The organism is Streptomyces stelliscabiei, assembly GCF_014873495.1.
Lineage (GTDB): Bacteria > Actinomycetota > Actinomycetes > Streptomycetales > Streptomycetaceae > Streptomyces > Streptomyces bottropensis.
The window spans coordinates 10,131,730-10,145,893 of sequence record NZ_JADBGF010000001.1; the positions used below are offsets into that span (position 1 = coordinate 10,131,730).

Genomic DNA, 14,164 nt, shown 5'->3' on the forward strand with positions numbered 1-14,164 from the left:
TGTCACAAAGGCAGGTTTGTTGTCACCGAGGTCGGCGGCGCTCTCCTTTACCGAGAATCTTGACCGCCGAACCCGGAGTCGTGTCCTCCAGCGGGCCGATGTAGTCGGCGCTCCGGAAGCCGTGTGATCGCGGCGCTCACTGCCAGCCCGAGCGTGACACCGACAGCGGAGGCAACGCTCTGCGCCCAGGCATCGTCGAGGGAGCCGGGCAGGACGGCGCTTGTGAGCCGGCTGGCACCCCACAGGACTGCTACCGCGGCCAGCGCGGCCGGCCAGCGGTGCCGTACCCCATCGATGATGTCGCCATAAAAGAGGAGCAGCAGCGCCATGCCGAAATCGTCGTCCCAGCCGAACGCGCTGAGACCGGCCCCGAAGGCGAGCGCGAACAGCCAGAGCCCCGCCAGTTGCCGGGCGAAAGTGGGCGGCTGTCGTCTTGCATCTCGCGGGGGCCGGAAGAACCGCGTGATGTGCTGGATAATCGCGTACTTCTGCATGACTCGGTCCCGATCCCCCGGGGTAGCCGGCTTTTGCCGGCGCTCAGTATTGGGACGCACAGGAGCAGGCGACGGTTGTGGTGTAGTGACGCCGCATGGAATGCGAGCGCGGCTACGACTTCGCCGCCGCTCTCGCCAAGCAAGGCGAGAACCCAGGATCCGGCATGGCGGACAACGTCTTTCTCTGGTGCCAGGACCGGCTGACGCCAGCAGCAGGCTTCACGGGCAAGGTCACTACGGCGATGATGCAGGGCTGCATCTGGGCATCCCAGCAGAGCTCCGCACCTCCGCCGGATGCGCCCAAGGCGGGTGCGTCAACTTAACGGCCCTGTCTCACATTCGGTGGTGACGGAGAGTTGTCAGGGTTGTTGACCTTCATGTGATGGGTGTCAACGAGCTTGTGCAGACGGTGTTTTCGGGTCTGTCCCCACTGGTCATGGAGGATGTGGCCGACGAGGGTGAGCGGATCGTGGTGCGGGCCCGGACGCCGCTGGACACCGCGGTCTGCCCGGTGTGCGGGGCCTCGTCGGGACAGGTGCACGGCTATCACTGGCGGACGGTGGCCGACGTTCCGGTCGACGGGTGGTGGTCCGGGCGACGGGTGGTGGTCCGTGTGCGGGTGCGGCGTCCGGTGTGTCCCACGCAAGGCTGCCGCCACACCCTCCGCGAACAGGTGCCCGGGGTGCTGGAGCGATACCAGCGACGCACCGCTCGCCCGACCAGGCAGGTCAAGGCCGTGGTCAAAGAGTTGGCGGGCCGGGCGGGATCACCTTTGCCGGCGATACTCGCGGTGGGCCTGTCCCGTCACACGGCCCTGCGCACCCTGCTACGCATCCCGTTGCCCACCGGGCGGGTGCCCCGCGTGATCGGCGTCGACGATTTCGCCCTGCGCCGGCGGCACCGCTATGCCACCGTGGTGATCGACGCCGAGACCCATGAGCGGATCGACGTACTGCCCGACCGCACCGCCGACACGCTGGAAGCCTGGCTGCGCGGGCATCCGGGCATCGAGGTCGTGTGCCGCGACGGCTCAGCCACCTACGCCGAGGCCATCCGCCGTGCTCTGCCTGACGCGGTGCAAGTCGGTGATCGCTGGCATTGATGGAAGAACCTGTGCGAAGCCGCCCTGAGCGAGGTGAAGGCACACAGTGCCTGCTGGGCCACCGTACTGGACGCGCCGATCTACGACGGGCCCGGCGCTCAGACCACCCTCGAACGCTGGCATCAGGTTCATGGCCTGCTCGACAAGGGCGTGGGCCTGCTCGATGCGCCCGCCGCCTGCAACTGGCCCTGAACACCGTCAAACGCCACGCCCGAGCCGACCGGCCCGAGCGCATGCTCCGCGTCCCCAAGTACCGCGCCAGCCTCGTCGACCCCTGCCGCGAGCATCTGCGCAAACGCCGGGCCGAAGATCCCGCCGTCCCCGTCCAGCACCTCTTCGAAGAGATCAAGACCCTCGGCTTCACGGGCTGCCTGAACCTTCTGCACAAGTACATCAACCAGGGCCGCGCGGACGCCGACCGCAGCCACATCTCGCCATGCCGGCTCGCCCGGATGCTGCTGACCAGACCCGACAACCTCAAGCGCGAGCAGCACGAGCTCCTGGTCAAGCTCACCGCCGCCTGCCCCGAGATGACCCAACTGGCCGCAGGCCCAGGAGACTTCGCCCCGCTCCTTACGCAACACCCGACAACGCCGATGCGCTCACGCACTGGATCGCCCAAGTCCGAACAGCCGACCTGCCCCACCTCCACGCCTTCACCCGGGGCCTGGACCGGGACATCGACGCCGTGATCGCCGGGCTCACGCTTCCGTACAGCAACGGCCCCACCGAGGGCGTCAACACCAAGACCAAACGGATCGCGCGCCAGATGCACGGACGAGCAGGCTTCACCCTGCTCCGGCACCGCATCCTCCTCGGATAACAGCACACTCCGTCACCACCGAATGTGAGACAGGGCCGTTGATTAGACACTCCCCCTGCTTGCCGCGCGGGGAGACCCTGATCCACGGTTCGCCGTGTTTCTTGACGATCGCCACCCCGCCCATCGTGCCCTCCTCCAGCGCCTCCGCGCGCCTGACCTTCGCCCACACGCGGCCGCCTTGTAGGACGACCGGGGCGGCTTGGCCACGATTCCCTCAACGCCGGTGCTTTCGAGTGTCTTGAACCAGAGCAGGGCGGCGAGGCACAGGCGCGCCTGATGGTCGGCGCACGCGCTGTCGTGGCACCACACCAAGCCCGTGCCCGCACGCAGTGCTACCTCCCCGTCATGCCAAGAGACCCGTATAACCACGGAACCCGAAGCCGTCTGGTTCAATCTGCGATTTCGGCTGGCGAATCGTGCGAGAAATATTGACGCAGTTCACCGGAATCATATGATCCAGTCGATCGACACTTCGACCCGTGTTTGACATATCGAACACGCTAGGGCCGCGCCCCGCCGGATTCCGGACAGCCTCTGACAGGCGAACCGGAACCGCCAGCTTTAAGGATCACGAGGTTCGCATGCACAGACGTAGATTCAGCCGCAAACACCCGTCTGCGGTGCTCGCCGCTACCGTTGCCGCCTTGGCTGCCCTGGCGGCGACGCTCCTCGCCAGTCCCGCTCAGGCGGCCACCAGTGGCGCGCTGCGCGGGGTCGCCTCGAGCCGGTGCCTCGATGTGTCGGGCGCCAGTCAGGCCGAGGGTACGAACGTGCAGATCTGGGACTGCCATGGCGGAACCAACCAGCAGTGGACGCTGACGGACGGCAATCAGCTGACCGTGTACGGCAACAAGTGCCTCGACGTTCCCGGTCACGCCACCGCGGCCGGCACCCGGCCGGTGATCTGGTCCTGCAACGGCGGCACGAACCAGCAGTGGCGGGTGAACGCCGACGGCACGATCGTCGCCGTGGAGTCCGGGCTGTGCCTGGACGTCAGTGGGGGCGCCACGGCCAATGGCACGGCGGTGCAGCTGTGGAACTGCACCGGCGCCAACAACCAGAAGTGGACCGGCCTGTCCGGCACGACCAACTCGTGTCCTCTTCCGTCGACTTACCGGTGGACTTCGACGGGTCCGCTGGCGCAGCCGGCGAACGGGTGGTACTCGCTGAAGGACTTCACCACCGTCACGTACAACGGCAAGCACCTGGTCTACGCGACGAACGCCACGGCAGACGGATGGCGCTCGATGATGGTCAGTCCCTTCACGAACTGGTCCGACATGGCCGCGGCCGGCCAGACCCAGATGAGCCAGCTCGCGGTGGCGCCCAGACTGTTCTACTTCGCGCCCAAGAACACCTGGGTGCTGATCTCCAACGGGTGGGGTACCAACTGGCCCTTCACCTACCGCACGTCCAGTGACCCCACCAACCCCAACGGCTGGTCCGCGCCGCAGGCGCTGTTCACCGGCAGCCTCCCCGAAGGCGGCCCGATCGACCCGACCATCATCGGCGACGACCAGAACATGTACCTGTTCTTCGCCAATGACAAGGGCAGCATCTTCAAGTCGACCATGCCGATCGGGAACTTCCCGAGCAGCTTCGGCTCGTCGTACACGACGGTCATGAGCGACACGGAGGACAAACTGTTCGAGGCGGTGGAGGTCTACAAGGTCCAGGGCCAGAACCAGTACCTCATGATCGTCGAGGCGAAGGGTTCGAACGGGCGCTACTTCCGCTCGTTCACCGCCACCAGCCTGAACGGTCCGTGGACCGTGCAGGCCGGCAGCGAGAGCAGCCCCTTCGCGGGCAAGGCCAACAGCGGCGCCACCTGGACCAACGACATCAGCCACGGTGACCTGGTCCGCAACAACCCCGACCAGACCATGACCATCGACCCCTGCAACCTGCAGTTCCTCTACCAGGGCAGGGACCCCAACGCGAACGACCCCGACTACCTGAAACTGCCGTACCGGCCGGGCCTGCTCACCCTGCAGCGCTGACCGCCCTGTCCCGGTGATCGCGACGCGGGGCGTCCCGACCGACGCGTGGACGAGCTGTCCAGGACGTGGCTGACCCACCCGCTGACCGACCCACCGCCTTGAGGAACCCCAGCCGCGCGTCGGCCGGGGTTCCTCCCTTCAGGCAGTCGCACTTTCCCAGCAACCACAGGTACAGCGGCGACACCTACGAGGAGTGCACCGGCGCGCCACGCTGGCCGAACTGCGTGACGCACCTGGCACCATGACCCGCAGGCTCATCGGCCCCCTGCTCCGCTCCCTGGGATCCGGAGAACTCCTCGCCAAAACCCTGACGAACGAAGGATGAGCCTCGCTCCACAAGACGCCACGGGCCCCAGGGACCAGCCATGACGTTCCCAGGGCGCGGCTTGGCGGGGGCCCAGCGTCCGATGTCGCCGCGCCCCCGCCGTCACGCGGTGCGCTGTGGAGCGTCAGTCTTCCTCGCCCACTTCAGCCTCGCCCGGTGGAGGTTCCCGCCCATTTCGGCCCCACAACAACCGCCTACACCACTACGACCCACCGGCGCCCATACAGTCCAGTCCAGAACGCTGGGAACGGGGTGCCGAAAGGGGCTGTCGGTGGGGCGGGATCCGGGCCTGGATGGGGTGGTGGACTACTTCACCCTGTCCGGCGACGAGACTGGCTGCTTACGAAACAAGGGCGGCGCCACCAGGCCGGGCTTCGCCGTCCATCTGAAATTTCGCGGCGCGACCTCGGAGGCGGTTCACGAGTTGCTTGGCACCTGATTCGCAGCTCGCTGACGGCTCCCCGACCGACGCCACCACTGGCTCCGGGCCCTTCACGCCGGAGAGCCCCGAGCCATGCCCGCAGTGGACGACGGACAGAACGAGACCCCATCCATGACTTCGTTTCTGCGTTCCCTCGTGTCCACGCCAGTCGTAACAGCAGGGCGTGGCCCGGCCGGGCCAAGGAGTACGTCATGGCGAAGAACCAGTCCACTGGCGCGCAGAACGTCCGCAGTGCGAGCCGGAGCGCGCGCCTGGCATCGCCAACATTCTGCCCCCACCGCACACCACCAACAGCAGCCACCAGGTGCCGGACTCGCCGCGTCAAAGCGGCATCTCCGCACCGCTGTTCCCGCGCGCCCGGTTCATCAGAGGAGTATTCGATCGGAGCCGGTGTCTGCGAGGAGCCGTGCGGTCTGCGGGGACGGGTAGTGCAGTCGCAGGGACGTGTGGGTCTCGGCGGCGTGTCGCGACGCGTCGAGGAAGACGCGCAGGCCGCTGGTGTCGCAGAGGCTGACGGTGGTCAGGTCGACGTCGATGGTGGTGATGCCGTCATACAGGCACCGCTCCAGGGCGGTCCGCACCTGGGATGCGGTGACCGGGTCGATCTCGCCGGCCAGGGTGATGAGTGCGCGTGTGCCCCGGTCGTGCCGGTAGATGTTCAGCTGCGGAAGGGTCATGATGCCTCGGTTCGTGGGCCCCGGCCGCCACTTGCGGGTTCGATGGCTTGGTGACGGAAACCGGCTGGTCACCTGTGGTGAGTGGTACGGCTGCGTGGGCGGCGCGGCGGGAAGCGGCCACGGCCCCCGTCGCGGTGGTCCCGTCGCTCGCCGGAGGTCGGCGACTGGGACCGGCCGGGTTCCACCGGAGGTAGCGGCGTGCCGTGTCCGCGGCGGCCCGGCAGGGGGGCGCTGTAGCGGTGCACGGCGATTCTTTCGGCGTGCTCAATGTTGAGCCGGTGGATCAGGTATGCCCCCGCTGCGATGAGGACGATGAAGGCGGCGGCCGTCAGGAAGACGTTCATCACGGCCGCCTCACATACCGACGATCAGGCGGCTGGGCCGAGTGGCCCGACCGGGTTGGTGCGGGACGGCCCGGGACACCGCGGCGGCGCCGCCCTCGTATTCCCATGCCTCGTCCGGGTCCAGTGGCTCGTTGGTCGCGGCGACGCCGTGCTGGGCCTCGTCCGCAGCGATGAGCGCGCTCGCGGTCAGGGGCGGGGCGTCGGAGTGGGATGCGGCAGCCATCAGCCGGGCCGCCGGCGCCGCTGCGGTTTCGGGCGGGACGATCAGCAGGTCCCAGCGAGCGGTGCCGTAGGAGAGCAGCAGCAGCTTGTGCGGGTCGATTTCCGGGGTGAACCAGCCGACCTTGACGTTGTGGCCGTCCACGGGAACCTGGCGCGGGATGACCGGCCAGTACTTCGGATTGACGGCGATGCGCGTGATGCGGCCCCACAATGGGTCCAACATGTCGGTCAGCGCGGGCAGTTCACTCAGCAGGTCTCGGGAGCGGGGCCACCAGGCACCATCCAGGAGTCCGCGGGGGGCGCCGTCTGTCTTGAGGGCGAGACGCGAGGCCGGGGTCGCGACAGGCTCGTGGTGCGGCAGGGTGGGGTGCAAGGTCGCCGGCATGATGCGGACCCGTCTCCGGGCCGCCTCTGCGGCGGCCCGGGTTTCATCCCTCGCCGAGAACGACCCGGCGTGGAAGCCGGTGTGCGAAATGCCCTCGGTACTGTCGACACTACTCCGCGCTCGGCCGCGACGCGGCGTAGTGGCCGCCTAGATATGGAGCAGTCTCTGGGTGATCTCCCGGTACTGCCTCAGTGCGTGTCGAAGTTCTTCGGACTGTGCGTCGGGGTTCTGGTCCTGCCAGCCGGCGCGCAGGAGGCGCCGTCGTTCCGCGAGGGCGTGCACGAGTTGGGCGGTGGCTTCGTCGTAGGCGTTCTCGGCCTCTTCCAGCGCCGCGAGCGGGGTGTCGGCGAAGGTGTTGAGGGCGTGCCGGAGGCGGTGGACGATCTTGTCCTGTTCGCCGGACGGGAGCAGCGGCTCCGGACTCGGGCTGCGGCGTCCGGCCGGGCCCGGAGTCTGGCCGGCGGGCTGCCGGGCGCGTGTCTGGTCGTACATCATCGGGGGCCACTTCCGTTCCGCCTGAAGGCGTCCTTGGTCTTCTCCCCGGCCTGTTTCAGGCTTCCGGAGACGCGGTCGTTCCTGCCTCGGTGTTGCAGTCGCCGGTTGCGGGTGCCCCGGCCGAGCTCTTGCGTGATCCTGCCCTTCATCGTCTGTGCCTGGCTGCTGATGCTCCGTGCAACGGTCCTGGCGGGCCTCGCTGTTGTCCGGTGGGTGGGTTCTCGCGGGGACCGGGCGAGGCGGAAGGGCGGAATGCTTCGCCGTGCGTTCCGCAGGTGAATGTCCCGGCACCTTGCGGCCTTTCCGCCTCCGACGACGGTCCGTGTCAACGCGGTGGCCACGCGATCCGGCCCGCCTCCTACGGCCGGGGCGGCGTATATGACCGCATCGACGCGGTCAGCCGGTCGGGCCGTCCGGTGTCGGCGTCGGCCGATGTGGAGGGGGCGTCGACCGGTTCCGCCGTCATCAGAGCGGTCGCGGTCGCCTGCGGGGCGGTGCTCGCGCTCGCGGCCGCCATCAGCCGGGCGGCCGACGGGGCGCTGGCCTCTGGAGGTATCACCAGGAGGTCCCAGCGGCCCGACGTTCCGGAGAGCAGCAGGATCTTGTGCGGGTCCAGCTCCGTGGTGAACCAACCGACCTTCACCACATGGCCGTTGACGAAAATCCGTTGCGGGATGACCGGCCAGTAGCGGGGGTTGACGGCGATACGGGTGATCCGCCCCCACAGCGGGTCCAGTACGTCGGCCAGCGCGGGCAGTTCGTCGCTCAGGTCACGGGAGCGGGGCCACCAGGCGCCGTCCAGCTCGGCCTGCCCCGGGGAGGGGCACAAGGATTTGAGGGCGAGGCGTGCGGTCGGGGCCCTGAAGGGCACGGCGCGCGGCGAGGGATGGTCGGTGATCGCGGACATCGTGCGAACCCGTCTCCGAGCCCCTGCGTGTGAGCAGTCGCCCGGTGCCGTTGCTCACCAGGAACGACACCGGTATCGGGGCCGGTGCGCGAAGTACTCCCGATGGGTTCACGCTACTCCCCGAAGAGGCCGAACGGAGCGCTTCCGGAGATCCCGTCACTTCCGGGGGCCGTCCTGGCCCGAGGAGCGGCTGGTGTCCAGCCAGGACCGTGCCGGTTCTGCCGCGCTTATGGTGTCGACAGTGAGCTCGAGGCGGGTCCCTCCCTCGGCGTCCGCGGGATAGCTGCGCTGTTCTGTGGAGGCGAAGCAGCGACGGAGAACTTCCGCGACCCGGCGGGCGACCTCGGGAGAGGCGGCGACGATACGTACGTCGGCGTGTCCGTCGGGGGGCGTTTCCTGGGGCTGCATAACGACCGTTCCCTCTTGGGCATGGATCCGTGGGCTGGATCTTTCACCCTACTCCGGCCCGTGTGACCAGCGAGCTTTCCGACGGCTGCGGACCACGGAGTACCGTGAAACGAGGAAGTCACTCCGTACCTCTCGCAGACAGGCGAGTGTCATGTCCGACTCCGGCTCCTCGCGTGTGATCAGGCTCCTGCCGGACGCCGTCCACCAGGCGGTGAAGCCGGGGACGGCTGTCGTTCGGCTGCAGACCACGCATGACCGACGGGGCGTCCTCGACGGGGCGTGGTGGCCGTCCTCCCGTGATATCGCAGCCGAGCTTCCCGCCCTGATCTCCGCACTGACCGAGTACCTCGGGCCGCTCACGCGCGTCGGCCTGGACGCCGGAGCCTGGGACGCGCTGCCGACGCGACTGCTCGTCGACGACCGCGTCGTCCATATCGACTCCTTCCCGGTCGGCGACGACACCGTCCTCCTCACCAGGGGCGATCAGGACCACTTCTCCCTCCTCGTCATCCCGCCGCATGCGACGCCCGAGGCGGCACGCACCGCGATGGCCGAAGCCGTCCGCGCCGACAACACCACGCAAGCCGAACAGATCCTCATCAACACCGGTACCGACCGGGCAGCGCCGAAGACGTGACGCCGGTCGGCCGAGGCGGCCGTCGTGCCACTGGGGTGTCGGCGCCGGGACGACCGTGTCTCTCGAAGGCGCGGGAGACGACTGTGCCGTGAGTTCGGACAGGCACGAGCCAAGGCTGCCCCCACCACCCGCGGCGGTCGCATCCCCACGACGCTCTGCTGAATTCCCGCGGCCCTGGGCAGGTACGCATGGGGGCTGCCTGTGTCGTTTTCCGTGCATGGCGTTTCGGCGTGAGTTCGGGAGTCAGTGCGGCTGGCCTTGCTGAACCGGCCGGTGATGGGGCGTCGGCTCCGGACGTCATGCACCGACACCTCCGGAGCTGAACGAACGCATCGGGGTGCGGCAGTGGACCAGCGAGCCCGCGAAGAAGGTGGTGGGCTGCAAGGCCGACGATCCAGCCACCGCACTCCCCGGAGCCGTCGCCCCGGCGGGTCCGGATCCTGCCCGGCCCCCAGGGCATCCATCCCGCCCCACCAGTCTGCGCTGACAATGAGCATCTGCTCCCCGAGTGGCTCCGCGTGATTCGCGTCCGTGACGTGCTCGTGGGACCGGGTGCCACCCGGTCCCACGAGCAAAGCGGCGGATCAGGGTTCAGCCAACCGTGAGGCCCGCAGTCCGGGTTTGCGAACCGGCACCTGCAGACAGTTCTCGGGGCAATCCAGCCGCATGCCACCGGCCACGGCGGCCTCGGGTTCATGGACCTGCCCGAGGCCGCCTTCACCGGCCCGGTTCACCGGAAGGCGCGGCCTGGTCTGCCGTGAGTTGCCGACGCACGTACGCGTGCGCCGTGTATCGACCAGCAACGAGCGCACCCAGGTGAGCGTCACGGCCACACGTCGACCCGGCAGCACGCGCTCGCGCGACCATCGTCAGTCGCACGAGCACGCCGACCCGCGGCTCTGGTCCGAACCGCGAACTCGATGTCCGGGTTCCACGGTTTCGGCGCCCCAGACCTGCCGCCCTCGGCGGGTGTGGAGACGCATGCCTGCGGGAGACCGCACGACGGTCAGCAAGAGGATGTTCGAATCCTGGGACCTGGGGCAGGGGCCCCGGGCGGACCGGAGCCGCCTCCGCGGGGGAGCCGCTTCCGCGGGGGAGCCGCCTCCGCGGGGGAGCCGCTTGCGGCCCCGGCCTCAGTCCTCATGGCCCGGTTGAGCTGGGGCTGAATCCAATTTGGCTGGTGCACCCGCCCGTCGACAAACCCGTCCGTACAGCGTCGGCCTCTCCGTTCACGCGGGGCAGCGCAGTCCGCACCGGACCGCTCGCCGCACGCGCTTGACCCTGCCCGGACCCACGCGATCAACATCGAGGTTTCTTCACAGCTTCTCGCGTCTCCCCGGCCGCCCCGTCAGCCGCGGCCGCCATGAGCGGTTCCGCGGCCTCCTCGGTCGTATTCGGTGGCACGACCGTCAGGTCCCAGCGCCCCCGGCCGGGCGCGAGAAGGACGATGGTGTGCGCGGCGGATGCCGTGAGGGACCTGTGCAGCCGTACGACCTGGTTGGAGACGAGCATCCGGCCGGGCACCGCGGACCATGTCGCCCCGTTGACCGTGACGCTGGTGATATGGCCCCACGCGCGCGGCACGCCGGCGAGCAGCCGGGGAAGTTCGGTGGGCAGGTCGTACGAACTAGGCCACCACGCTCCATCGATGAGGCGGGGCATGCCGCCGCGCGGTGCCAGGCGCAGGCGCAGGAGGGGATGGGAGGGAAGCGGGGGCTGTAGTGCGGTGGTCATGAGATCTCCTGCCAACTGCCGTACATGGACGGATGGTTGATATCGGGCGCGGTGGGTGGCGGCGCGGGCCGGACTCCGCCGACGGACGTCGTGCACCCGGCCGAGGCGTTCGAGGAGACGGATGGCGGCGGCCGACGGGTCGAGCCGGCCACAGGCGACGCCGTGGCGGGCGCTGGCGGGGTCGGCGTGGTGGCGGTTGTGCCCGCTTTTGCCGAACGAGAGCAGGGTGAGGGCGAGGAACGCGGCGCCGGGAAGGGGGACGTCCTTTTCGTGGCCCTGGGGCAGCGGGCCGGTGCCCGACGGTGTGACCGTCGTGGACGTGGTCGGAGTGAGCGGCATACGTGACTCCCTGGCCTGGATGCGGATGGCGCGGCCGGGGTCACGGACTGCCCTGTGAGGACGGGCGGCGTGCTGCGGAAGGAGGGTGGGCTGGTGGACCCGAACACGAGGCGACGGGTCCGGGGCGGGCCGGTCCCAGTTCCGGCATACGGAAAGTCCTCGTCCTTTCCACCGTCTCCTGCTCGTGTCGCAACCGTGTCTGTCGCACGCGGCATCGCGTTGACGCGTGCCGACACACCGGACGGTGACCGGCTGCACGGCTGAGAGCCATGCCGCTCCGCGAAACCGCCACGACGCACAGGAAACGGCGCTGGATGATGAACAACCAGACCCGGTCCCAACAGCGGGCGGACCAAATCTGATCGAACCACTCCGCAAGGCGCCCGTCGGGCGGCGGCTTGGGACAACGGCCGCAGGACGGCTTGACACCGGATGCCTTCCGGCTATGGCCGCGACGCTGCCAGGGTCTCCTCGTGGGCGTGCGGATACTGTGCGGTGCGGTGCTGGAAGGCGAGCACCTTGGGGTTTTGGACGACGCCACGGCGGATTTCGATGGCGTGCCGGATCGTGTCGTCGGTGTCCCAGCCGTCGGGGCCCTGGAGCACGACGTCCAGATACGGCAAGAGGGCCTCGCTGTTCTCCCAGGTCGCGGAGTTCCACAGGTAGGAGGGGCTGTGATCCACCGCGTAGTAGCTGACGTGGTCGCCGACGGTGAACATCGGGTCGGTGAAGGTGGTGGGCCGGGCCCAGTCGAAGCCCATGCCCTCGTCGCAGGAGACGTCGATGACCAGGGTGCCGGGGGCCAGCTTGGGAAGGTCCTCGTCTATCAGGAACATCAGCGGCGCGTCGGTGTCCTGCAGTACACAGTTGACGATGATGTCGTGCCCGGCGAGGAACTCGGCCAGCGGCAGAGGGCCGTCCTCGGTGAGGGCGACACTGCGTCGCGGGTCGAGGGTGTCGTCGGCCTTGTCGTGGTCGAAGTGGACGATCCGCGCGGAGTGGATGGGGGAGCTGACGGCGGTGACGCCCCGCGCGGTGAGCACGTGGACGTCGTGCACGCCCAGGGCGCTGAGCGCGGTCACCGCGCCGCGGGCGGTCGCGCCGAAGCCGATGACAACCGCGCGCTGCCGCCGCCCGTAGTCGCCTGTCACGCCGGTGAGTTGCATGGCGTGCAGGACCGAGGAGTACCCGGCCAGCTCGTTGTTCTTGTGGAAGACGTGCAGGTTGAAGGCGCCGCTGCGGGTCCAGTGGTTCATCGCTTCGAAGGCGATCAAAGTCAGCCGCCGGTCGATGGCGGTCTGGGTGAGCCTCTCGTCCTGCACACAGTGCGGCCAGCCCCACAGGACCTGGCCCTCGCGCAGGTCCGCCAGGTCTTCGTGGAGCGGTTTGGCCAGCAGGATGACATCGCAGTCGGCGATGAGTTCCTCGCGGGTGCGAAAGCCCGCGACGAGCGGGGCGAGCCGGCTGTCCGGGACGCCGAAATGCTCCCCGTAGTTTTCCTGGAGGTAGATGCGCTTGCGGAGACCGGCGTCGATGCGGTCGAAATGAGCGGGGTGAACGGGCAGACGATGCTCGTTTTCCTTGCGGGTCTGCGACATGATTCCGAGCGTGAGCTGCTGCAAAATGCCCCTTTGGTTACTCCCTGTCTAGCACACCGGGGCAAGCCGGCAGCCGGTCGCGACGGGCGGGGGCAGGGCAGGCGCATGGGCGGGAGCCGGGTCCGGGCGACATACGCGTGGCCCTGTGCGCTTCCGCCCGACAGCTTCGAGGAGAACGTCCAGGCCCGCGTAAGCTCGGCGACCTGGCCGCGACCATAAGGGCATCACCGTCTCCCGGCTGGCCCTGGCCTGGCTTCTCACCCGGGGCGAGCACGTCGTGCCGATCCCGTCAGGAAAGGCGGCTGAGGTCCCGGGGCGGACTCACATCCAGACGGGCGCGTAGTCCTCGGAATAGCGGGCGCCGAAGCCGCCGTGCGGCAGGATCTCGTCGATTGTGGCGAGGTCGGACCCGGTCAGAGGGACGTCGACGGCGCCGGCGTTCTCCTCGATGCGCTGGACGCTGCGAGTGCTGGGGACGCCTGTCCCGTCCTGGGCAGCCCGGTCACCTCGCCGCCGAAGCGCTCTCGTGCGCCCGACTGCTCCAGACTGTGGCCCGCGGCGACAACCTCGCACTCGAGGACCAGCTCCGTATCTGGGCAGAGGAACTGCGTCACCGCTGAAAGAGCCGCCCGGGTGTCGCTGAGGAACACTGGCTGGCCCGTCATGGCCGGGGCGACCACGTACCCCGACCATGAGGCCGACTGTCCGATGGTGGGCTGCCCGCACGCCTGGCCAGGGTGGCTGCCGCCTGGACAGCCTCGAACGGCGCCTTCGGTCGGCGTAGGCGCCGATGACGGGCGGGGCCACGCGGGTCCAGATGTGCGACGATGCCAGGACACGAGACGGACCGGCACCACGGTGCCGCTCTTCGGGTTCTGGGCGTCGCCCCCTACCAGGGCTTCCAGCTCCCGCCATCGTCAGCCCGACCCCTTCTCAAGGGGGCGCTTCGCCCTTGGGCTCCTCACCCCCTAGAAGGGGCTCGCCCACCATGCACTTCACCCTGAGGATCGACGGCACCGCCGCTCACATCACCGTGCACGGAGAGATCGACTACACCACCCTGCCCACGCTCCGTGCCGCCACCGCCGGGCTGCCACGGGAGGTGACCGAGCCGGTCCGGGACCTGCATGACGCCCGCTTCACGGACGTCGCCGGCCTCCACCGGCAAGCCCGTACTGGATCAGCCAATCAGGCGGTGGCGGCCGCATCTCCTCACCTCGACGCCGCTCCGT

The 14,164-nt window shown here is 68.9% G+C and carries 12 protein-coding genes and 1 pseudogene; 4 read left to right on the forward strand and 9 right to left on the reverse strand.

The genetic code is table 11. The features are described 5' to 3' along the window. Positions 1 to 47: 47 nt before the first annotated feature. Positions 48 to 494, reverse strand: coding sequence for a hypothetical protein (locus H4687_RS44355; RefSeq protein WP_046914630.1), 447 nt, complete (start codon positions 492 to 494; stop codon positions 48 to 50). A gap of 382 nt (positions 495 to 876) precedes the next feature. Between H4687_RS44355 and H4687_RS44360 the strand changes: the two are divergent. From H4687_RS44360 to H4687_RS44370, 3 genes and pseudogenes are all read left to right on the forward strand, one after another. Next, positions 877 to 2,419: pseudogene (locus H4687_RS44360) on the forward strand (ISL3 family transposase). Between the two features lie 581 nt (positions 2,420 to 3,000). Beyond that, positions 3,001 to 4,419: a non-reducing end alpha-L-arabinofuranosidase family hydrolase gene (locus tag H4687_RS44365; RefSeq protein WP_046914633.1), complete on the forward strand. Its 1,419-nt coding sequence runs from the start codon at positions 3,001 to 3,003 to the stop codon at positions 4,417 to 4,419. A gap of 626 nt (positions 4,420 to 5,045) precedes the next feature. Further along, the gene (locus H4687_RS44370) at positions 5,046 to 5,183 is read left to right on the forward strand and encodes a hypothetical protein (protein ID WP_159026125.1); all 138 of its coding nucleotides are present in this window, start codon (positions 5,046 to 5,048) and stop codon (positions 5,181 to 5,183) included. A 368-nt stretch (positions 5,184 to 5,551) separates the two neighbouring features. Here the strand turns inward: H4687_RS44370 and H4687_RS44375 are convergent, their stop codons facing one another. From H4687_RS44375 to H4687_RS44400, 6 genes are all read right to left on the reverse strand, one after another. Then, positions 5,552 to 5,863: an STAS domain-containing protein gene (locus tag H4687_RS44375; RefSeq protein WP_046914634.1), complete on the reverse strand. Its 312-nt coding sequence runs from the start codon at positions 5,861 to 5,863 to the stop codon at positions 5,552 to 5,554. 68 nt (positions 5,864 to 5,931) lie between these two features. Continuing rightward, positions 5,932 to 6,207 (reverse strand): hypothetical protein, encoded by a 276-nt coding sequence (locus H4687_RS44380; protein WP_046914635.1) that lies wholly within the window; start codon positions 6,205 to 6,207, stop codon positions 5,932 to 5,934. Between the two features lie 10 nt (positions 6,208 to 6,217). Beyond that, positions 6,218 to 6,814 carry a DUF5994 family protein gene (locus tag H4687_RS44385; protein WP_225967010.1) on the reverse strand — a complete coding sequence of 199 codons (597 nt, stop codon included), beginning with the start codon at positions 6,812 to 6,814 and terminating at the stop codon, positions 6,218 to 6,220. Positions 6,815 to 6,961: 147 nt separating this feature from the next. Further along, positions 6,962 to 7,309, reverse strand: a complete 348-nt coding sequence (locus H4687_RS44390; protein WP_046914637.1) for a hypothetical protein — start codon at positions 7,307 to 7,309, stop codon at positions 6,962 to 6,964. Positions 7,310 to 7,667: 358 nt separating this feature from the next. After that, positions 7,668 to 8,216 (reverse strand): DUF5994 family protein, encoded by a 549-nt coding sequence (locus tag H4687_RS44395; RefSeq protein WP_050399440.1) that lies wholly within the window; start codon positions 8,214 to 8,216, stop codon positions 7,668 to 7,670. A 156-nt stretch (positions 8,217 to 8,372) separates the two neighbouring features. Beyond that, entirely contained in the window at positions 8,373 to 8,624 is a 252-nt protein-coding gene (locus tag H4687_RS44400; protein WP_046914638.1) for a hypothetical protein, read from the reverse strand. Positions 8,625 to 8,775: 151 nt separating this feature from the next. Between H4687_RS44400 and H4687_RS44405 the strand changes: the two genes are divergently transcribed. After that, the gene (locus H4687_RS44405) at positions 8,776 to 9,261 is read left to right on the forward strand and encodes a DUF5994 family protein (RefSeq protein WP_046914639.1); all 486 of its coding nucleotides are present in this window, start codon (positions 8,776 to 8,778) and stop codon (positions 9,259 to 9,261) included. Positions 9,262 to 10,560: 1,299 nt separating this feature from the next. Here H4687_RS44405 and H4687_RS48320 read toward each other — a convergent pair. Both H4687_RS48320 and H4687_RS44415 read right to left on the reverse strand, forming a co-directional pair. Continuing rightward, the gene (locus H4687_RS48320; protein ID WP_318787732.1) at positions 10,561 to 11,334 is read right to left on the reverse strand and encodes a DUF5994 family protein; all 774 of its coding nucleotides are present in this window, start codon (positions 11,332 to 11,334) and stop codon (positions 10,561 to 10,563) included. A gap of 443 nt (positions 11,335 to 11,777) precedes the next feature. Next, positions 11,778 to 12,956, reverse strand: a complete 1,179-nt coding sequence (locus H4687_RS44415) for a N(5)-(carboxyethyl)ornithine synthase (RefSeq protein WP_046914640.1) — start codon at positions 12,954 to 12,956, stop codon at positions 11,778 to 11,780. Positions 12,957 to 14,164: the final 1,208 nt, after the last annotated feature.

Coding starts and splice junctions, on each gene's coding strand:
- H4687_RS44380 (WP_046914635.1), bottom strand. CDS start 6,207: ATGAACGTCTTCCTGACGGCCGCCGCCTTCATCGTCCTCATCGCAGCG.
- H4687_RS44355 (WP_046914630.1), bottom strand. CDS start 494: ATGCAGAAGTACGCGATTATCCAGCACATCACGCGGTTCTTCCGGCCC.
- H4687_RS44390 (WP_046914637.1), bottom strand. CDS start 7,309: ATGATGTACGACCAGACACGCGCCCGGCAGCCCGCCGGCCAGACTCCG.
- H4687_RS44385 (WP_225967010.1), bottom strand. CDS start 6,814: ATGCCGGCGACCTTGCACCCCACCCTGCCGCACCACGAGCCTGTCGCG.
- H4687_RS44375 (WP_046914634.1), bottom strand. CDS start 5,863: ATGACCCTTCCGCAGCTGAACATCTACCGGCACGACCGGGGCACACGC.
- H4687_RS44400 (WP_046914638.1), bottom strand. CDS start 8,624: ATGCAGCCCCAGGAAACGCCCCCCGACGGACACGCCGACGTACGTATC.
- H4687_RS44405 (WP_046914639.1), top strand. CDS start 8,776: ATGTCCGACTCCGGCTCCTCGCGTGTGATCAGGCTCCTGCCGGACGCC.
- H4687_RS44365 (WP_046914633.1), top strand. CDS start 3,001: ATGCACAGACGTAGATTCAGCCGCAAACACCCGTCTGCGGTGCTCGCC.
- H4687_RS44395 (WP_050399440.1), bottom strand. CDS start 8,216: ATGTCCGCGATCACCGACCATCCCTCGCCGCGCGCCGTGCCCTTCAGG.
- H4687_RS48320 (WP_318787732.1), bottom strand. CDS start 11,334: ATGCCGCTCACTCCGACCACGTCCACGACGGTCACACCGTCGGGCACC.